The 18,814-nt window shown below is 70.3% G+C and carries 14 protein-coding genes and 1 pseudogene; 9 read left to right on the top strand and 6 right to left on the bottom strand.

Annotated features, from left to right (window positions below; genetic code table 11):
* Nucleotides 1–79 precede the first annotated feature (79 nt).
* From ACFXA3_RS10750 to ACFXA3_RS10735, 4 genes are all read left to right on the top strand, one after another.
* Nucleotides 80–1,513 carry a hypothetical protein gene (locus tag ACFXA3_RS10750; RefSeq protein ID WP_385184842.1) on the top strand — a complete coding sequence of 478 codons (1,434 nt, stop codon included), beginning with the start codon at nucleotides 80–82 and terminating at the stop codon, nucleotides 1,511–1,513.
* Between the two features lie 37 nt (nucleotides 1,514–1,550).
* Nucleotides 1,551–2,738 carry a serine hydrolase gene (locus ACFXA3_RS10745; RefSeq protein ID WP_385184839.1) on the top strand — a complete coding sequence of 396 codons (1,188 nt, stop codon included), beginning with the start codon at nucleotides 1,551–1,553 and terminating at the stop codon, nucleotides 2,736–2,738.
* Nucleotides 2,735–2,962, top strand: a complete 228-nt coding sequence (locus tag ACFXA3_RS10740; protein ID WP_385184836.1) for a hypothetical protein — start codon at nucleotides 2,735–2,737, stop codon at nucleotides 2,960–2,962. The genes ACFXA3_RS10745 and ACFXA3_RS10740 overlap by 4 nt, the downstream gene beginning before the upstream one ends.
* 179 nt (nucleotides 2,963–3,141) lie before the next feature.
* Entirely contained in the window at nucleotides 3,142–3,816 is a 675-nt protein-coding gene (locus ACFXA3_RS10735) for a DUF5317 family protein (protein ID WP_385184833.1), read from the top strand.
* Nucleotides 3,817–5,278: 1,462 nt separating this feature from the next.
* Here ACFXA3_RS10735 and ACFXA3_RS10730 read toward each other — a convergent pair.
* On the bottom strand, nucleotides 5,279–8,818 hold the full coding sequence (locus ACFXA3_RS10730; RefSeq protein WP_385184830.1) for a hypothetical protein: 3,540 nt from the start codon (nucleotides 8,816–8,818) through the stop codon (nucleotides 5,279–5,281).
* Nucleotides 8,819–9,064: 246 nt separating this feature from the next.
* Nucleotides 9,065–9,457: a MerR family transcriptional regulator gene (locus tag ACFXA3_RS10725; protein WP_385184827.1), complete on the bottom strand. Its 393-nt coding sequence runs from the start codon at nucleotides 9,455–9,457 to the stop codon at nucleotides 9,065–9,067.
* A gap of 69 nt (nucleotides 9,458–9,526) precedes the next feature.
* Here ACFXA3_RS10725 and ACFXA3_RS10720 point away from each other — a divergent pair, with 69 nt between their 5' ends.
* Nucleotides 9,527–10,810, top strand: a complete 1,284-nt coding sequence (locus ACFXA3_RS10720; protein WP_385184824.1) for an MFS transporter — start codon at nucleotides 9,527–9,529, stop codon at nucleotides 10,808–10,810.
* A 475-nt stretch (nucleotides 10,811–11,285) separates the two neighbouring features.
* On the top strand, nucleotides 11,286–12,131 hold the full coding sequence (locus tag ACFXA3_RS10715; protein ID WP_385184821.1) for a tyrosine-type recombinase/integrase: 846 nt from the start codon (nucleotides 11,286–11,288) through the stop codon (nucleotides 12,129–12,131).
* A 441-nt stretch (nucleotides 12,132–12,572) separates the two neighbouring features.
* On the opposite strand, the gene ACFXA3_RS10710 is transcribed toward ACFXA3_RS10715, so the two are convergent.
* Nucleotides 12,573–13,145, bottom strand: coding sequence for a hypothetical protein (locus ACFXA3_RS10710; protein WP_385184818.1), 573 nt, complete (start codon nucleotides 13,143–13,145; stop codon nucleotides 12,573–12,575).
* A gap of 209 nt (nucleotides 13,146–13,354) precedes the next feature.
* On the bottom strand, nucleotides 13,355–13,759 hold the full coding sequence (locus tag ACFXA3_RS10705) for a hypothetical protein (RefSeq protein ID WP_385184815.1): 405 nt from the start codon (nucleotides 13,757–13,759) through the stop codon (nucleotides 13,355–13,357).
* Nucleotides 13,760–14,585: 826 nt separating this feature from the next.
* On the opposite strand from ACFXA3_RS10705, the gene ACFXA3_RS10700 reads away from it, so the two are divergent.
* A complete protein-coding gene (locus ACFXA3_RS10700; protein ID WP_385184813.1) occupies nucleotides 14,586–15,299 on the top strand; it encodes an aminoglycoside phosphotransferase in 714 nt (237 codons plus the stop codon).
* A 179-nt stretch (nucleotides 15,300–15,478) separates the two neighbouring features.
* Here ACFXA3_RS10700 and ACFXA3_RS10695 read toward each other — a convergent pair whose 3' ends face one another.
* Nucleotides 15,479–15,640, bottom strand: a complete 162-nt coding sequence (locus tag ACFXA3_RS10695; RefSeq protein ID WP_385184810.1) for a hypothetical protein — start codon at nucleotides 15,638–15,640, stop codon at nucleotides 15,479–15,481.
* 1,073 nt (nucleotides 15,641–16,713) lie between these two features.
* Between ACFXA3_RS10695 and ACFXA3_RS10690 the strand changes: the two are divergent.
* Nucleotides 16,714–17,102 (top strand): annotated as a pseudogene (locus tag ACFXA3_RS10690) (transposase); the annotation flags it as partial.
* A 206-nt stretch (nucleotides 17,103–17,308) separates the two neighbouring features.
* Here ACFXA3_RS10690 and ACFXA3_RS10685 read toward each other — a convergent pair.
* A complete protein-coding gene (locus ACFXA3_RS10685) occupies nucleotides 17,309–17,749 on the bottom strand; it encodes an ester cyclase (RefSeq protein WP_385184807.1) in 441 nt (146 codons plus the stop codon).
* 110 nt (nucleotides 17,750–17,859) lie between these two features.
* Between ACFXA3_RS10685 and ACFXA3_RS10680 the strand changes: the two genes are divergently transcribed.
* The gene (locus ACFXA3_RS10680) at nucleotides 17,860–18,522 is read left to right on the top strand and encodes a TetR/AcrR family transcriptional regulator C-terminal domain-containing protein (RefSeq protein WP_385184804.1); all 663 of its coding nucleotides are present in this window, start codon (nucleotides 17,860–17,862) and stop codon (nucleotides 18,520–18,522) included.
* The last annotated feature ends 292 nt before the right edge of the window (nucleotides 18,523–18,814 follow it).

Here is an 18,814-nt window from a genome sequence, read left to right as displayed (position 1 = left end):
GGGGCGGACCTTGCCGTTCCGCCGGTCCGCCCCGCACCGTCCGCACACCCCGCCCGAAAGAGCCGGCAAAAGGACTGGCATGGACCAACTCTTCGTCATCGGCGCCCCCGCCGTCTGGTGGACCTTCGGCGCCACGTGCGCCGTCCTCGTCACGGCCGCACTGCTGGCGGCACACCGTACGGGGATGCCGAAACCCACGTCGGCACTGCTCGGCTGCGCCCTCTCGCTGCAACTCGCAGCGACGCTCGCACCCGTCGGCCGGGCGAGCGGCGCCGCCGGCTGCGCCGTCGACCCCGACGTGTTCGCCCGGGCATTCGGACCCCAATGGGTCCTGAACGCCTGTATGACGGCCCCGGTGTCGTTCCTCGCCGTCATCCTCTTCCGGTCGAAGAGGCTGGTGCTGGCGGGCGTTCTCCTGCTCGGCCTGACCATCGAGCTGGTACAGGCACTGGACGGGGGGATCGGGAGGAACTGCGACTCCGCCGACTTCGCGGCCAACGCGGCCGGCTCGCTCGCCGGCGTCCTCCTCGGCACGCTTTGGCTGCGCCGTGGCGGCCACGGCGGTCACAGCAGCCATGGGGGCCGGGGGCGCCGCGGCACCGAAAGCCCGGACCCCCACACCCCGAAGACAGCCCGGATCACCGCGCTGACCATGGCGGCGCTGACCGGTGCGGTCCTCCTGGTGTTCACCACGACGGTCCACACCACCACGACCACGCCCCCGGTACCCGAAGTCCCCGAGGAACAGCGGGCCGGAGCCATGCGCGTCGCACGCGCGCTGTGGGGGCCGGACGTCCACATCGCACGCGTTCAGGCGGCCACCGACCCGGACCCGAAGGCGGAACGCATCCTGGTGGTGACATCGGACGAAGGATTCACCGAGGTGGCCTGGCCGTCACTCGAACCGGTACGCGGCACCCGGAGCCTGGAGACACACCGCACCGCCGGCGCCGCCGAACTGCCCGCCGACGCCCAGGTCCACAGCGCACAGACGTACGCCAAGGCGCACTTCGCATGGGCGGACGGCGCCACCGTCACCTCGTCCCCGCTCGGGGACACCGGCCGCCGCCTCATCTCCTGGAGGCGCACGGACCGGGGCGTGCTCATGCCGATGCGGCTCGACGTCGTCGTCGACGGCAGCGGCGCCGTCGCCTCGTTCGTCGCACTCGACGAGCCGGATCCCGCGCTGCCGCCGGTACGGGTGGACGCCGAACGGGCCCGGGCCGTCGCCGCGGAAGCCGACTCCGGACGGAGCCTCGGCACACCCGTCCTGCTCGCCGTGGACGTCGCGGACCGGTGGCGCCCCGTCTGGCTCTTCCCGACGGCCCCCTCCCCGGACCCCGCACACCACGACGCATCGGCCGACCCGAGCCGGCCCGCCGGGACGGCGCCCCGCCCCATGGTCGACGCCGAGACCGCGGAACTCGTCCCACCGCAGGCCGCCCGGGAAGCCGCGGACGCCGCTCCCCAGGCGAGCGCCTCGCACGGACCGGCCGCCGCCCCACCCGGCTGACCTGCGGTGTCGGGCAGACCGGCCAGGGGGAACCCATATGAGTACTGCCCGAGTTCGCGGACCCTCGCTCGCCGTTGCGGTGTCCGGCTTGACGCGGGCCGCGAACGTCGGGGACGGCGAGAGCCGTCACCAGCTGGGGAAATTGGGGCGGCCAGGATTCGGAGTGAGGCCGGGAATTCCGGCTGAGTCCGGCTTCGTCGGGGTCCAGCTCCGGGTGAACGACGAGCAGGGCGAGTGGGTCGGCAGCGCCGGTGTGCGCGAGCCGGGCCAGAGCGCCAAGCCGCTGACGAACGGGCACTTCCGTATCGGCAGCAGCGCCAAGAGCTTCGTCGCCACCTCGGTGCTCATGCTGGTGGCCGAGGGAAGGATCGACCTGGATGCCCCGGCCGACGCCTGCCTGCCTGAGCTCGGTCTTGACCGGCGGATCACCGTGCGGATGCTGCTGCAGCACACCAGCGGGATCTTCAACCACACCGGCGAGCTCTACGAGGACGGGACGATCGTGCTGGGGGTCCCCTGGCAGGGCAAGAAGTGGGTGGACAACCGGTTCAAGACCTACCTGCCCGAGGAGCTGGTGCGGCTGTCTTTGTCCAGGCCGGCGCGGTTCGCTCCGGGTGAGGGCTGGAGCTCCGCCAACACCAACTACGTGCTGGCCCGGCTGGTGGTCGAGAAGGTCACCGGCCGTGCGTTCGCCGATGAGTTGCAGCGGCTGATCCTGGGGCCGCTGGGGATGACCGGCACCGTGGCGCCGGGCGCCTCGCCGGAGATCCCCGAGCCGCACAACCACAGCTACTACCGTTACGAGGATGCCAGTCAGGAGCGGACGGTCGCACACCCACGTCCACGCGTGCAACTGGGAAGTATGCGTTCCCGAATGCCCGTCGGAGGATCCTGGACACCGTCTCCGCCGTGCGGACGGGAGTACCTTCTGTCGAACCGCCGGGCGCCGCCAGAACCAGCACCTGATCGACATCGGAGCCGAACTGGTCGTTGTGTGCCTTCTCTCGAAGATGCCCAGCCGACTCCTGGTCAACCTCCAGCACGCGTCCGACAAGGGCATTCCTATCTGGCGTGTCCACGAACCCGCAGGCTGACACCGGCCACCGCGCAGGCCGCCCACGCAGACGGCGGCTCTGCACCGGGCCCGAGGAGCCCTACCAAATACCCTCCGGCTACCAGGAGGCCATCGGCGCGCACCGCCGGGCCAGGGCAGCCCGGACGGTGAACCCGGCGGTTCAGGCCGCCGTCGAACGGCAGCTCCGCGACACCGCGCGCGAGCCCGAGCACCTCTTCGCGGACGGCCAGGCCGAGATAGCCCGCCTCCGGGAGCAGGTCGACCGTGAACGCGCCAGGAGTTCGTCGTACACGCTCGCCGTGGCTCGGGCCCGGGTGGAGAAGGACGGGCTCACCCCGCTGCTACGCCGACCGACCGTCCGTAGTGGCAGGTAGCGTTCCGCGCCGAGGGACGAGACAAAGAGGCCCCCAAGGTGTGCCGACGAGTCGGGCAACGGCGCGTCCAGGACTTTCCAAGGTTGCCTCAAGTACTTTGCCTGGCAAGGGTGGTTGGCCCACGCTGGGGGAGAGAGGCCGGATCCGGGCGCGTTGGGGGCGTATCAGGCTGACGGCCGATGTGGAGGGTTTGGGTTGGTTTCGTCGACAACAACGGTGTCCGCCATATCTGGGGCGGGACTCCCTGGGCCCGATGCCCGGTGAACGGGCAGGCGGTGGTGTTGTTCGGGTCTCCCGTGATCGCCGGTGTGGTGGCGGGATATGTAAGTGGCGGCCGTCTGACAGGCCTGGTGAACATCCGGCTTCGGGCGCTGTGGCTGGTGTGGCTGGCCGGGGCGGTTCAAGTGGCCGAATACGCGGCGCGACGTCTGGACGGTCTGTCGGGCCAGGTGGTGCGCGGTGTGCTGCTGGCAGCGGCTTTCGGGATCGTATTGGGCTGGCTGGGCCTGAACTCACGGGGCCGGAGTCGCGTTCTGACGGCGGCCGTGGCAACGATCGTGGGCGGCGCGCTGCTCAACGGCGCGGCGATCGCACTCAACGGCCGGATGCCCTACTCGCCTTCTGCCGCTGCCGCTGCCGGGATCCCTGCGGGATTGGACACCGCCAAGAACGTCGCCTCCGCGAGCAGCAAGCTGCCTTTCCTCGCCGATGCCATCCCCGTGCCGACGCTCCGCGCGGTCATCAGCGTCGGCGACGTTCTCATCACCTTGGGAGCCGCCACCCTCATCGCCGCGGCGATGCACGAACCGGCACCACAATCCACGCAACTCACGTATACCGAGGAGATGACATGACCCAAACCACCTATACCCAACGCCTTCTGACGGCGCTGTTCACCCTGGCCACCTTCGGCCTGCTGCTCTACACCGTCGGAGCCCCTGAATGGACCGGCGGCTGACCCCTACCACCCCGCAGAGGAGTACCACCGTGACTGGAACGTTGAGCGCGCAGCGAGTCGTGGCAGTGCTGTTTACCCTCGCAACCCTCGGCCTGCTGCTCTACACCATCGGAGCCCCCGATTGGAGCGGCGGCTGACCGCACCTTAACTGATCGTTTCAGAATGGGTTGAGCTGCGCTCCTGCGCTTGACGATCTTGGATGGCAGGCTGCCCGGGTGCGTGTAGATCTTGTTCCGGATGACTTGTGGGAGCGGGCGGCTCCGCTGCTGCCGCCCGCTCCCGAACGACGCCACCGCCACCCCCGGGCGGCTGCGAGTCCCGGACCGGGCAGCCCTGGCTGGCATTTCCCAGGCGCGCAGTTCCTCGTGCGTCTCCGTCGAACGGAACGAACTGGGCTGGACCGTCAGCACCACCGGAGGCGGCAACTTCACGAACCCTTCGCGTCCTGGTCCATGCGGTCGCCGAGCTTGAATGCAGGCATCACTCTCACCACGGATGGGGGTGGTGTGTCGTATGTGCCTTCATCCCCGTGAAAGCACCAGCGGGTCGTCCCCGCCTGGCGAGTCGGCGTGATCAGGTGTATGCCCGCGGCCAGACGCGAAGGACGAGGACGAGTACGAAGGCAAGGGCAAGGGCACCATTGTCGGGTCGCCGGGCAGTTCCGCGTCGGCGCGTCCTCCCCGACCAGGCCTCGGTCGGTCCACGCCACCGGTCCCGTGCCTGCCACACCCGGTCGATCGACCGGCGGTGCTCGCACACGGCGCGGAGGGCGGCAGCGGGGCCGTGGCGGGCCCGTAGCGGGTGAAGTCCCCGGCGATGCAGATCCGTCGGGGAACCCGTACTCGGTCAGGGGGAATTCGCTGACGCGACCTGACTCGGTCGGCGACCGGGGCGGTGGGATGCGGTCCAGCGTCGCGCCATCGACGCAGGTGAGCACCTCCCTGAGCAGCGGCGCACTCGTCTCCGCCCGGTCCGGTCGCCGGCCGTGGCCCTGGACGAGCTGGGCCGGGACTGGCACCTACACAAGGCCCTGCCCAGGGCCGCTCTCGACAACGCGCGCCGATACGCCACATGACCACCGGTCGCCCGCTTCGCGAACTGATGCTCCCCGTCACCTCCTCACCTCGATGTTGCGCGACCGGATACGAGGCTGGTGAGGTGGCCCGTTCAGGCGTCGCGTATTCCGGTTTCGCCTTCGACCGCGACGGCTTGCTCGCCTTGCGCGGCGCCCTCTCCTTCGAGGCCCGCGACCGTGCGGGCAGGGGAGCCGTACGGCTCGCGGCCACCGACCGGAAGGCGGGCCGGAACGCTCGGTCGACTCGACGGCCAGGGCCCCGCACACCCGTCCCGCACGCTCCTCAGGACAGGAGGGCCGTCACCGGGGACATCGGGTCCCACTTCGGATCGCGGCCGGTGAGGCGTCGGACGGCACGGTCCCAGGCTTCCGGATCCCTTCCGAGGCGACTCTCGACGAGCCCCGCCAGGGCCTCCAAGGCGTCGGCGGCCTCCGGCGGGGCGTCCGTACGGCGCTTTGCCGAGCTCAGGTAGGACAGGATGAGAACGGCCGGGGCAGCCACCTCCAGCAGGTCCCGGGCCTGGAGTGTGCCCGAGGCGAGCAGCCCGTCGAGTTGGACGACCAGGGGTGCTCCGTGGAGCCCGCCCAGGCCGAAGCGGGTGCGCTCCCGCGTGAGTTCGGGGCCCTCGGGCAGTCCCTCGGGTCCGGGCTCCGGCGCGAGCTCGGGATGGCGCAGCCGGATGTCCAAGGGTGCGTCCGGGGTCCGGACCAGCCACGACCACTGCGGCAGTGGATCCCGCACGTGCTCGGCCTCAAGGGCCGCCCAGTCGACGGCGTTGGGGAAGATGCGGTGGATCGGGTTGACCCCCGCCGGCGATGCGGTGCGCAGCCGTGCGGCGAGCTTGGCCGGGGCGGTTTCGAGGGTGACGCGGGCCCGCACCGCGGCGGCCGGGTCCGCGGACGCCAGGGCCTTCGCGCAGAGTTTCGCGGCCGCTTGACCGAGCACCCCGCGCGCGACGAGTGCGGCCAGCCGGTCCCGGCCGCCGTGCACGACCAGGTGCAGGCAGCCGGTGAGTTGTTGGACGAGGTTCAGGTCGGGCGAGCGGGTGAGGACCGCCTCGATCAGGTCTGGCTCGGCCGAGGCCAGCCAGCGCAGCGATCCGACCGGCTGCCCGGACGGGGCGGCCGGCATCCGTTCCAGGACCAGCTTCCCCAGCTGCTCCGATCGCTGCGCGCTGCCGGCCCGGGAGCGGCCCACGATCCTCCGGCGGACCGCCTCGGGCGCGTCGCCGGCGAGCAGGCGGTGGTCGACTTCGGGATCGGCGAGGTCCGCCAGTCGGCCCGCGGTCCCGGCCGGCAGCCGCCTGGTGCCGGCGGCGAGGACGCGCACGGCCTCCGGGTCGGCCCCGGCCAGCAGCCGGTCCAGCGCGGTCCGCGGCGTGCGGTCGTAACGCAGCAGGTAGGCGGCGAGCAGCCAGGGTCCGTCCGGGCCCAGGCGGGGCAGGACCGCGTCGACGGTTTCGGCGTCCGCCGTGCAGAGCATGGTGCCGATGGGCCACAGCCACTGGTGGTTGCCGCGCCGGCTCAGCACGAGTGCCTCCTCGGGCGTGGCCGGGACGGGCGTGGGCTGGTGGTACTTCTCCTGTCCGAGCGGCCGCTGCGCGGCGGTGGCCGTTACCCCGGACCGGGACAGGCGCAGCAGCTCGGGCCACGTCAGACCGTGATCACCCGTCTCGCGGTCCCCGCCGCCCGAGGCGGCCACCGTGTCGGCGAGCCGGAGCCAGGCGTCGGGGTCGGTGCCCAACGCGGAGCGCAGTAGGCGGGCGACCCCGGCCCGCCATGCGTGGGCGAAGGAGTATCGGCGCCAGTCGCCCGGGAGTGGGAGCAGGTAGCGGGCGGGCAGTCCGACGAGCAGGTCCTCGACCGTCAGGATCCCCTGCTCGTACGCGGCGTCGACGGACCAGGTGGTGGAGGGGGAGAGGCGGGCGAAATCCGCCAGCGCCTCCTCGCGGGTGGGCGCGACGGACCACCCTCTCGCGAAGTAGGGCGGCCGCATTCCCTGGCTCGCGCACGCCTCCCGGAGCCACCGCGGGGTGGCGAGGCCGGGGGCGTCGTGATTGCGGTGGGCGCCGAGGAAGTACAGCACGCCGGGGTCCGAAGGCGCCGGGGCGCCGTCGTCGGCGAGGCATCCCCGCAGGACGTCGACGGCCCCCAGAGCGGCCCGCTCGTGCGGGGTGCGTGGCAGCTCGGGGGCTTCGAACCCGGCCTCGGGCCCGGTATCCGGCGCGCCGCCCTCCGAGGTGGCCTCCGCCTTCCCGGCCTCGGTGATCACGTCGTACAGGGTCCCCCCGTGCCGGGGCAGCAGGGCCTCGAACGCGGCCCACGCCTCGGGACGTTCACCGAGTGCGCCGTCGGCCAGCTCGGCGAGTGCGGTCAGCACGGCACCGCCGTGCAGCTTCCGCCGGGCCAGCGCCTTCAGGGCTGCGAAGGCGTGCACGGCGGGGCGTGCGGTGGTGACCAGGTCGGCCGGGTCGAGCAGGCCGGCGGCGGCCATGCCCTCCGCCCACTGCGGGGCCCTGTCGTCGAGTGCCTCGGCGGCCAGGCGTCGGGCGGGCGGTGTGGTGTTGCCGGCGCGGCGTCCGCCGGACCTCCAGGGCTCGTTGAGCGTGCTCAACCGGAACGCGAGGCGCTGGGCGTCGTCCGCGTCCTCGTGCCGGGCCAGCTCCTCGGTCGCCTTCGGCATGAAGGGTGTCTTCGCGTGGGCTTCGGACAGGGCCCGCAGGTCGTAGGCGTACGGCTCGGACAACAGCTCGCGCAGGCTGCTCGTCCCCCGCGTGGTGGCCAGCAGCGCGGGCAGGCGCGCCGGGTCCCCGTACGGCTCGCAGCGGGCACGCAGGGCCACGAGCGCCCCTACCCCGGTCCCCTCCGTCCCCGAACCCCCTTCTGCGGCAAGGGCCTTGGAGACGGCGGAGAGGACCGGTTTGGTCAGTCGCCCGCGGACCACCGGGTCGTCGAGGAGGCCGCGCACCGCGTCCGGGCCGGTGCGTTCCCAGACCCGGACCAGGGCGTACTGCTGGGCGACGCCGCGTGCCCCGGCCACGGCGCGCGCCGCGAGACGGGGATCGCCGGACACCAGCAGGGGCGCCAGCCAGGTGCTCGGCAGTTCCTGCGCCGGGTCGGTCAGGTCAAAGTACAACCCCTCGTCCATGGGGACCCGGTCGAGGCGGCGCGCGAGGGTGCGGCGCAGGGACTGGGTGGCGCGAGGGTTGCGGAAGACGACGGCCCCGACCTGCGGGTCCCCGGCGTCCAGCAGCCGGGCCAGCACCCGGGTGTCGAGCCGGGTGTGACGGGCGAGCGCGGTCCTGGTCCGGGTGTCCCCGTACCCCGTGACGGCGTCGATGAGCACCGGCCCGGGCACGGGCCCGGTGGCGAGCAGCACGTCCAGGGTGCGGTCGGGGAACACGGCGAGAGCCGCGGCAGCCTCCTGCGGCAAGGCGTGCTCCAGCAGCAGTGCGAGCGTGGTGTGGACGGTGCGCGGCGCCGGGGCACGGACTGCGTCCGGCGCGGCGGCCGGCGCGGGCGGCGGTACGTCCGCCAGCAGTTCGGGCAGCGTCCCGCGGTGGGCGGCGAGTGCGTCGTGTACGCCGAGCCACCGCTCGGCGGCGCCGCCGAGGTGGTCCCGTACCAGGGCCGTCAGACGCCGGGCGGCGTCCTCGTCCGGACCGCCCGCGGCGGCGACGGCGCCCGCGACGGTCCGGGCGGGGCGCGCCACCTCGATCGCCCGCAGCGCAGCCCCCGGGGCCACCGAGCCGGGCTCCGCACGAGGCAGGGCGAGGAGCTGCTTGAACGTCTGTGCTGCCGAACCGGCGTGCGTGGTGCTCATGAACACCCATGCTAAGAAACGGGTCTGACAAGCCGGCACCAGACGGCCACGACCGCCCTCACCGACCCCGCCCCGTCGTGTCAGCGTCCTGCCCCGCCCACCCGGCTCAAGGAGCCGGCTGCGCGGTCGACCGGGCTGGGCCCGTTTTCCGGCCTCGCCCGGTGGCCCTGACATGGCTGGAGTCGATCACGGCTCTCGGCTCTCATGCACAGAAGCATGCAGTTGAATGGCCGTCGGTGTTTGTGATCAGGGTGTGGCGTCCGTGGTGTCGAGTAGTACGCACTGATCGAATTTCATGCAGCCGCACTCCAGACAGTCCGCAACTGCCTGTCGCAGGGCCTGCGCCTGAGCGATGTGCCGATCGAGCTCGGGCAGCTTGCGCGTAGCCATCTTCCGCCACTGGCGGCTAGCGGACGGCGTGGTGTCACCGGCCAGCAGTTGTGTGATCTCGGCGAGGGTGAATCCTGCCCGCTGCGCCATCTTGATCAGCGCGATCCGACGGATGGTGGTGGCGGGCCACATCCGGCGCCCGCCTTCGCGACGCGCGCCGGGCAGCAGACCGCGTTCTTCCCAGTAGCGCAGGGCCGAAGCCCGCACGTGGGCTTTGTCCGCGAGCTCACTGATGGGCAGATAGCGCACGCCCCGCCCCTTCCTCGGTGTCGGTCCGGCCTTGACTTCAAGCGCGCTTGAAGGACGACCGTGACCCACATGTTCTCAGCAGCACCGGGGCTCAGGCTGCCCGGCCCCTACCGCTCCCTGTTCGCCGACCGGACCTTTCGGCAGCTGATGCCGGTCTTCGCGCTGTCCGATCTGGGCGACGGCATGACGGTCGTCGCGGTCGCGTGGCTCGCCCTCACGCTGGGGCCCGAGGGCGGACAAGGCGCACTGGCCGGCCTTGCCGTCGCCTCCTACATCCTGCCCGGTGCGCTGGGCGCACTGATCCTGGGCAGGTGGATGCGCCTGCTGCCCGCGCCACGGCTCCTGGTCACCGACTCCGCGCTCCGGGCCGTACTACTGGGGGCCATTCCGCTGGCGCACCTGGCGGGGTGGCTCACCCCGGCCGTGTACGTCGGACTCCTGGCCGCCTCCTCGCTGCTCCACGCCTGGGGCAAGGCCGGAAAGCACGCACTCTTCGCGCCTCTGCTCCCCGAAGACCAGCGCCTGGCGGCCAACAGCGTGCTCAGCACCAGCCTGTGGAGCGCTACCATCGCGGGCCCCGCCCTCGCCGGCCTCCTCGCAGGTCTGGTCTCCCCGGCGTGGATCATCGGTGTGGACGCCGTCACGTTCGCCGTGCTCGCCCTGCAGACCAGTCGCACCGCCCTGCCCCGGTCACCGGCACCCCCGGCGACTGACAGGACGCAGCGCGGGCTGAGCATCCTGCGCCGTCAGCCGGAACTGTTCGGCCTGCTCCTCGTGACCTGGGTGTTCAACCTCGCTTTCGGCCCCGTCGAAGTCGCCCTTCCCCTCTTCGTCTCCGGCAACCTCGATGCCGGCGCAGGGCTGCTCGGCGCCTACTGGGCCGCCTTCGGCATCGGAGCCGTTATGGGCGCCATGGCCCTGGGCGCGGCCAGACGGCTCCCTCTGTGGCTGGCCATGCTCGGCATCATCGGGGGCCACGGCATCGGCATGCTCCCCTTCGCCATCACGGATACCGCCATCCCCTCCCTGATCGGGTTCGCCCTCGCCGGACTCGTCTACGGCCCCTACTCCGCGCTCTCCTTCACCCTGATCCAGGACCGCGCACCCGCCGGCTCCCTCACCACGGTTCTGGCTGCGCGCAGCGCCGTACTCCTGACGGCCTCCCCCCTGGGAGCCGCGGCCGGCGGCTTCCTACTCGACCGCACCAGCGCCCCCGCCGTCCTCGTCGGCTGCGGTGCGCTGATGATCCTCACCGTTCCCGTCAGCATCGTCGTACTGAAGCTCTACGGAAGCCGCCGACGACGGAGCCAGCCCTTGCACGCACCGGCCGAGCGAGCAACGTGTACCGACTAGCCAGAGCGTGTGCGCTTGCTCGTGAACCGGTGCCAGAAGCACTGGCTGGTGAAGTCAGAAGACGCGAGGGGACCGCTCGGATACGGTCGCCGTGGAGGCCTATCCATTACTTTGATCCCGAGCGGGATGCTGCGACGGGTGATGAGCGGCTCCACTGGCACGTCTATGCTCTACTGACCTCGGCTGGTCAGGGGGCTTGGGTGTCAGTCCGATCCATTTCAAGCAGCAGGCAGTGACGTCTCGTGGGATCGTCCTCGCACCGCCCGAAACTCCGGTGTCCATGTCCCGGGGGCGGGCAGGGTACCCCACGCACGGAAAGCCCCGGCTGGGTCGACGGCAGGACGATGGCGTTCGCGGAGGTCCAGGAGGGCGCCGCATCAAACGCTGACGCCCACAGCCGCCCACCACCTTGTGTGCAGCAAACGTCGTGGGGGCGCTCCTTGCTCCGATGCTCCCCGATCCTCGAACTATCCCCGTGGACCGGGAGATCGTCGACATCATCCGGATCCAGCAACAGCGGGCCCGTTCCTTCCTCACAACCCGGGGAACACCGGATGGCATGAACCCTCGCTACCTGTTCCTGCAGACCCGCAACAACCGGCTCGGACTGCGACCGTATGCCGCCGCCACCTCTCACCATCGGCTCGGCGACCTGACCCGGACACTGGCCATCACCGACAGCCTCGGGCGCCCGGTCCAGATCTCCAAGACCCACACCTTCCGGCACACCCGCGCGACCGACCTGATCAACGCAGGCGTGCCGATCCACGTCGTGATGCGCTACCTCGGGCACCTCACACCGGCCATGACCATGCACTATGCCAAGGCCCTCTCAGTGACAGCCGAGCGCGAGTTTCTGCGCTACAAGAAGATCGCCGCCGACGGCAAGACCGCAGGACTCGACCCGAGTGACCTCTACGACCTTCTGCACCTAAACCAGCGAGCCGACCGGGTGCTGCCAAACGGTTGGTGCATGCTGCCGCCGAAGCAGGTCTGTTCCAAGGGGAACGCCTGCCTGACCTGCGACAAATTCGTCACCGACGCCAGCCACCACGACGAACTCCAGCACCAGCTCGCCCAGACCGAAGCCCTGATCACCCGCCGCCAGACACAGTTCACCACTCGCCACGGCGAGCCGATGGGCGAGGACAACATCTGGCTAGAGGGACGTCTCGCCGAGACTCGCGCCCTCACGAAGGTTCTCGTCGCCCTCGACCACGTGGGCGTCCACGACGACGGTCGACTTCGAGCCGTGCGGGGTGCGGGCGCGACCGACCGCCTCGACCAGACCGATGCCGAGCGTGGGGAGTCAGTTTCATGACCGGCTTGCCAGAACACCTGCGAACGGCAACGAGATCTCGTAGTGAGGGAGCGGAGGAGCGGGCTCGTGCCGCGCTCTCCAGCCTCTCCAAGAACGGCAAGCAGATCAACTTCACCGCGGTTGCCCGCGTAGCAGGTGTTGGTACGGACTTCCTCTACAGGCACCCGGAACTACGCGCTGGTTGAGCGTCACCGCGCGAAAGGTGGCGGTCCCGGCGGCTCCATCCCGGAGCCGACCACCGCCTCGTCCACCTCATCTGCGGTGCGGGTACTGGCCGCACGCCTTGCCCACGACAAGAGGGTCCATCAGGAAGAAGTAGCGAAACTCCGGAAGGCCCTGGAGGTGGCCCACGGCGAGAACCTCCTTCTGCGCAGACGCCTGGCCCGTTACGAAACCGACTGAGCCGTTGGACATCCACATCCCGAGATGCCGAGATCCCGCTCACCGGCTCTCGAGAGCCTCCTGGACCTGACGGTGGCCGACCTCGTCCCGCGACCAGATGCGCACACGACGACTCGGATTCTCGCGGTCCCAGCTTTCGCTGTCGAAGACTGCGACTGACTCAGACATCCGCCATCGCGAGCTTGTCCACGAGGCTTCCGGTACGTGGACGAGTCCGTCGAGAACCTCGGCGGCCGATGCGGCCGCGGAACCGCCGGCAGGCCAGGGCCGCCAAACGGAGACGGCATCGGTGAGGGCGTGGGACTCGATCAGGTGGGTGATCGAGGGGGCGACGGGGAGGTACGGACTCCTGCCGTTCACGTCGGTGCCGACACTTCCATCGGTATGGATCAGGTCCCGGCACGGCTTCGACACGCGCTCTCCGATCCACTCGAAATACCAGCCGCCTCGCGCGGGATCCTGCCAGGCCCGTGTTCGCAGGCCGAAATGGTCGTATTCCCAGCTGTAGGCCGTCTCGTATCGCTCCCTGTCAAGGGTCCAGCTGTGCCGCACCCGGTAGCGCAGGCCACCGAACCTCTGCTCGAAGCCCTCGCATCGGATGATGAGTTCCATGGGAGCCGGGACGAGATGGCCCGCGCGGTCGTGCACCCGCCACATCTCTATCGGGACTTCGAACCTGACTGGACTCTCACGTCGGCCTGTACGACGGAGGAGATCCTGAGCCGGCTCCGACAGCTCGGAGGGATTGTCCAGGATGTGCATCCTGTACTTCATTTCCAGAGGCAGTAAATTTCAGCAAGATCGGCACCCTATCGCGGAGCTCAACGCGTGGGCCAGAGGGTCGCCCCATCAACCCCGTCCACAACCGTCGACGGTATGCCGCTGACACTGTGAGCTGCCCAAAAGCCTCTTCGGACCGTCGCAGGTGCGGATACGAGATGGTCCACATCGAGCCGGGCCGCGTCCGTCACCACCGCGTCGTCGTAGGCGCTGCGCCAGGAGCCGCCCGTCAGCTTGCAGCCGACCGCCACCTGCGGCGCTTCGACGGCCTCGGCGAGGATGACTTCCTTGCGGGTGTCGCAGCCATCCCCGGCGTTGAGGCCCTTGTTCCAGTGCTTGTACAGATCCCGCTTGTAGCCCTCGCGGTGCTCTGCGGCGATGGGCAGGCGGTCGATGGCCTCGAACAGCGGCAGTGGAGACCGTAGCCCGGCCGGGCCAGCGGCCAAGGCGGCCGCGGGTGCCGCCGTGATGGTGGGGGGGCGGAGTGCGCCGCCGCAGCCGCGGTGAACAGGGGCAGGGTGCAGATGGCGAGCGCGGGCAGGCCGCGCAGCATCAGGTTCTTGATCACAAAGGCGATGTAACGGATCCCCAGTGAGCTCCGACAGGCTGGTCGCGGCCAACTCACCCGTCTGGATGCCCCGATTCACCGAAGAAACGCACCTGCTCCCTCAACTGCCTCAGCATCGAGGTAGCCGCCCTCGCCTGGGCCCCGGCTGACGTCCGCGTGCACGAGCAGCCGTACCTCCGCCTCACCGGGGCACGTCGTAACCGGCACGGACCGGACGATAAGAACAGGGCCGAGATCCGCTGCGCGGCTTCGAGTGCGGCCTTCTCTTGGCCTCGGATCTCGATCGTGATCACGCTCTCGTCGCTCATACCCCAGGAACTGCCTGTGGCCGGGCGGGGTTCTCGCCCCTGCATGAGGGTCACACCATCGAGCGCCCGCAAGTCCCCGGCCGGGTGGCGGCGGCGCATTGCGGCCAATCTCGCCAATGCCGGGTGGCGGCTGGGTGGGGCCGGTAGTTTCGCCGCCATGACGATTCTTGAGTTCAAGCGCCGTCCGCCCTCATCACCTCCGCCGGGACGGCCGCCGTCCAGCACTGCTCCGGACAAGAATCCGCCGTTCCCGCCGAACAACCCGCAGAACCCGCCGAATCCCAAGCCGCAGAGCTGACCGGCATGCGTGTGGACCGGCTCCCGTACGAGGAGCTGCCCGAGCCAACTCGCCAGGCCCTCTCGCAGCGGTTCGGCGCGCACTGCCGGAGAGCGGATATGGAAACGGGCAACAGTGCGGCTTTCGCCTCGCTGTTCTTCCCGGCCGCAGGGGCTCTGGAGTTCGTGAAGGGGCTGCCGCTGGATCATGAGCGGATCGGTGAGCTGGAGGCCGAGGCCATGGTGAATCCGTTCCTGCCGGCGTTCGCTCCGAGGGTGCTGTGGCGGCAGCTGGCGGGTGGCTGGCTCCTGATCGGCTTCCAGGGCCTGACGGCAACCCCGTGGGCCTGGTTCGCCGACGACAGCGACCACCTGGAGCCGGTCGCCGCAGCCCTGAGTCAGCTGAGTCTGCTGCCCGCGCCTGACGCGGTTCAGCTGACGCCGTGGGACCGGTGGGGCGAGTACTGCGACCCGGCCCACGAAGGCCTTCTGACAGGGGACCGGCTGGTGCATTCGGACCCGGCCGCCACCAACTTCATGGTCGAGCGCAGCGGCCGGGTCTGGATGATCGACTGGGCATGGGCCATGCGCGGCCCCGCATGGATCGACGCCGCACTCTGGGGGTTCCGCCTGGTGCTGGACGGAAAGCAGAGCGTCGAGGACGCTGCGCGCTGGGCGAGGACCATCCCCGCGTTCGCCAAGGCTCCTCGCGAGGGGGTGAGGGTTCTTGCGGAGGCGGAGGCGCGTTCCTGGGAGGCTTGGCGCGAGCACGGGATGACAGAGCTGGACGAGACAATCACAGCCGCCCGCGCATGGGCCGCACACTGGCGCTGACGACCCAACGTCACCCCGGTCACCCGGCGCTCTCCCCGGCCGAACGCGCGGCTCTTCAGGTGGCAGAGGCCCCGCCCGGCGGCTGCGGGTGCGCACAGCGTCCCCCACCGCGTTCCGGGAAGACGTTTGCCCCGGCACCGTGGCGGCGGACTGGGCGTGGCTGGAGGCCCGCCACCAGGTCAGGGGTGGAGGTAGTCGTTAAGGTAGGTGCGGGCGGCGGTCTCGCTCGTGCCGAGGGCGGTCGCCACGTCCTTGAGCGGCACGTCGACGGCGGTGAGTTCGTACGCTGCGTCCTGGCCGGTCTGGGCGATGACATACCGCAGGTCGGCGAGGGCCTTCAATACGACCAGCGGTTCCTGACAGCGAGGACACCGAGTTGCCGGACGAGGTCAGCCAGGAGACCGGTGAGCTCTGCAGGGAGTGAGACGGCGCCGTCGCGGATCACCGACACGTGGGCCTCGTAGTCGCCGATCGGCCCGGACAGGTCGACGTCCGCCTCCCACAGCGGCTGGTCGCCGGCGAGCCTGGTCCAGTCAAGGGCTTACTCGGCCGCGCCCCGCCAGCCGCACGAGCAGCTGCCCCGCAGCAGCGCGGCCCGGGGCCGCCCACGTCGGCCGTCGTAGGCGTGCCACTCTGTTGACAAGGGCACGTCCGGGCCGCTGCCCACGTCGAAGTAGACCGGGCGCGGCTCACTGCCGTCGGCCAGCAATACCCCGACCGACCCCTGATGCGCGGCCCCCAACGCCTTCAGCACCCTGTCCAACCCGACCAACCCCTTCCCGCGTCCCCATCGTGCCGGCCCAATGTCCGGTCCACGACGTTCAGCGTGTCGTGGCCTGGGCGTCCGTGTCCCCGGATCCACTGAAAGCGGTGCGGGGCCTGGAAAGCCATGTGCCCCGTCAGCTGCTCGCAGCCAGCTGCGAAGGGGGCGAGTTCGACAGGCTCGGCGGTGACGCGGTGAGGTGTGCGGTTTCCGGGCGGGGGCCGGTCAGTGTGTGGGGCGGCGCGCAGGCGTTCGGCGCGACCGGGCAGGAGTAGGAGGATAGGGGCGAGGCCAGGACGACGGGGACGGGGCGCTGCAGGGCAGCGAGGGCAGTCACCGCGGTAATGGCGGTGCCGGATTGCGGCCGCGCCACCGATTGAGTTCGGCGATGGAGTCTCTGATGGGCCTTGTCGGGCCGTGAGGAAGATTACCGTCCCTAGCCGCCAGCAGGTGAGCACTCCGAGCCCCCGAGCCATTGCGAGTTCTGACGTTAGACCGTGCCCCCGCTGGTCGGCCGGCAGGCCTGACTGCTGATGGGATGGCGCGTGCCCGCCGGGCAGCTGGGCGTGAACACTTGATCCATTAGAGAGCGAGCCGCGCCTTCCGTCGGCTGCGCATCACGATCGGACAAGAGCGAAGGGGTGGGTCCTGGTGCTGTTCATCGGCGACGACTGGGCCGAAGAGCACCACGACGTCGAGATCCAGGACAAGACGGGCCTCAGACTGGGCACCGCCCGGCTGCCGGAAGGCGTGGAGGGCATCGCGAAGCTGCACGCCCTCATCGCGCGGCACGGCGGCGAGGACCTGGAGCCCGGGCAGGTGGTGGTCGGGATTGAGACCGACCACGGCCCGTGGGTGCAGGCGCTGATCGCGGCCGGCTACCGCATCTACGCGGTCAACCCCCGCCAGGCGGCGCGGTTTCAAAGCGCTACGGCACCTCGGGGGCCAAGAGCGACGAGGGCGACGCCCACGCGCTTGCCGACATGGTCTGCATCGACGGCCGCCAGCTGCGGCCAGTCGCCGGGGAGAGCGACCAGGGCCAGGTAGTCAAGATCGTCGCCCGTGTCCACCAGACCCTGATCTGGGAACGCATTCGCACCTTGCCTGCGGAACACGCTGCGCGAGTACTTTCTCGGCGCGCTGAACGCCTACGCGGATCTGGAGCTGACCAGCACCTGCGCGTTGGAACTGCTGGTCAAGGCCCCGACGCCCGCGGTGAATCCGGTTCGGCGATCCGCTACCGAGGTCAGTCCATGGTCGGCCAGTCCCACCCGAGCTGGATGAACATGCCGAGGCGGTCGCTCACGGCGCGGATCTCGGCGATCTGGCCGGCGCGGACGGTGAAGATCCAGATCTGCTCGACGTCGCAGCGGCGGTTGGTCGGCTCGGGCATCCGGGCGTGGTAGCCGGTGTGGACACCGGCCACCCGCAGCCGGGCAACGACCTCGTCGTCCTCGGCGATGAGCTGCTCGATGTGGAAGCCGTCGCCCTCGGCCTCGGTGCTGAAGGCGGCCAGCTGGAGGCGGAAGCCCTCGATGGCGGCGCCGGGGGCATCTTCCTCGCCGAAGATGATCTTGTTGTGGTCGATGACCGACGGGGAGAGCAGCTGCACCCAGCCCTCGTCGGAGCGGTCGTTGAGCGCGGCAACGAAGTCGCGGATGACCTGCTTGTTGATGGTGGTCGACATCGTGGTTCCCCCTGCGGCGGCTGTTTCTTACGCTGTATGTTTCGCTGGAGATGAGTGTTCTCTTATGCTGTAAGAAAGTCAAGCCCGTGCAGGGAGGCGGAGGAGCAGATATGGCGGAGCATCAGGCGGCCCGGCGCGGCCGGGGCGAGCGGGCCGGGCTGAGCAGGCAGCAGATCCTCGACGCGGCGCTCGGCCTGGTCGACCGGGACGGGCTCAAGGGCCTGACGATGCGTTCGCTCGGCCAAGAACTGGGCGTGGAGGCGATGACCCTCTACCACTACGTGCCCAACAAGGACGCACTGCTGGACGGCCTGGTGGAGCAGGTGTTCACGGCGGCGACCCCCGCCACGGACGGCTCGGCCGACTGGCGCACGGCTCTGCACGCATACGCCACCGCCCTGCGCGACGGTCTGCTACGGCACCCGGCCGTACTCCCGCTCGCCACCTCCCGGCCCGCCGTCACTCCGGCGACCCTCGACGACCTCGAGGCTCTCCTACGCCTGCTCACGGCCGGCGGTTTCCCGCTCGGCCGCGCCTTGCACGCACTCAACTCCCTTGCTGTGTTCGTGATCGGCCACGCGACGGCGGAGGCCCAGATCGTGGTCGGAGCCGAGGAGGCTGGTAGCGCCGACTGGCTGGCCGCGCTCAAGGCGGAGCGGTACCCGCTGCTGATCCGCGCCGCGACCGAGGGGACCGGCGCGGACGACGCCGAGCGGTTCGCCTTTGCGCTCGATGCCCTGCTGCTCGGCTTCGACGCGCTGCGCTCGGGCTGAGGCGGGGCCGGCGTCACCGGATCACCGTTTAGGCCGTCTGTGCTGGCGATTTCCGGGCGACATCGCACGGCATACATCGAAGATCAACAGTCGCGCTGCGTACGCGCCCACAGAAAGTGGACCAGAGTCGAATCTCACCTACAAAGCCAGGTCGCCGAGGCGCGGAAGATCTACCGACGGATTACTGGCGCACGACACTAAAGGGTGTTGCAGAAGGCTCAGTTCTGGGCATTTTGCCTGTATGGGTGGGGTGTTGCGGGCTGAGCTGGTGTGGGTAGAGACGTTCACGGGC

The sequence above is a fragment of the Streptomyces sp. NPDC059456 genome, assembly GCF_042750055.1.
Taxonomy (GTDB): domain Bacteria; phylum Actinomycetota; class Actinomycetes; order Streptomycetales; family Streptomycetaceae; genus Streptomyces.
The sequence above is the reverse complement of the archived record's forward strand: the minus strand, read 5'-3'. Positions and strand labels throughout refer to the sequence as shown.

Coding starts and splice junctions, on each gene's coding strand:
- ACFXA3_RS10750 (WP_385184842.1), top strand. CDS start 80: ATGGACCAACTCTTCGTCATCGGCGCCCCCGCCGTCTGGTGGACCTTC.
- ACFXA3_RS10745 (WP_385184839.1), top strand. CDS start 1,551: ATGAGTACTGCCCGAGTTCGCGGACCCTCGCTCGCCGTTGCGGTGTCC.
- ACFXA3_RS10735 (WP_385184833.1), top strand. CDS start 3,142: ATGTGGAGGGTTTGGGTTGGTTTCGTCGACAACAACGGTGTCCGCCAT.
- ACFXA3_RS10730 (WP_385184830.1), bottom strand. CDS start 8,818: ATGAGCACCACGCACGCCGGTTCGGCAGCACAGACGTTCAAGCAGCTC.
- ACFXA3_RS10720 (WP_385184824.1), top strand. CDS start 9,527: ATGTTCTCAGCAGCACCGGGGCTCAGGCTGCCCGGCCCCTACCGCTCC.
- ACFXA3_RS10710 (WP_385184818.1), bottom strand. CDS start 13,145: ATGGAACTCATCATCCGATGCGAGGGCTTCGAGCAGAGGTTCGGTGGC.
- ACFXA3_RS10700 (WP_385184813.1), top strand. CDS start 14,586: ATGGAAACGGGCAACAGTGCGGCTTTCGCCTCGCTGTTCTTCCCGGCC.
- ACFXA3_RS10685 (WP_385184807.1), bottom strand. CDS start 17,749: ATGTCGACCACCATCAACAAGCAGGTCATCCGCGACTTCGTTGCCGCG.
- ACFXA3_RS10680 (WP_385184804.1), top strand. CDS start 17,860: ATGGCGGAGCATCAGGCGGCCCGGCGCGGCCGGGGCGAGCGGGCCGGG.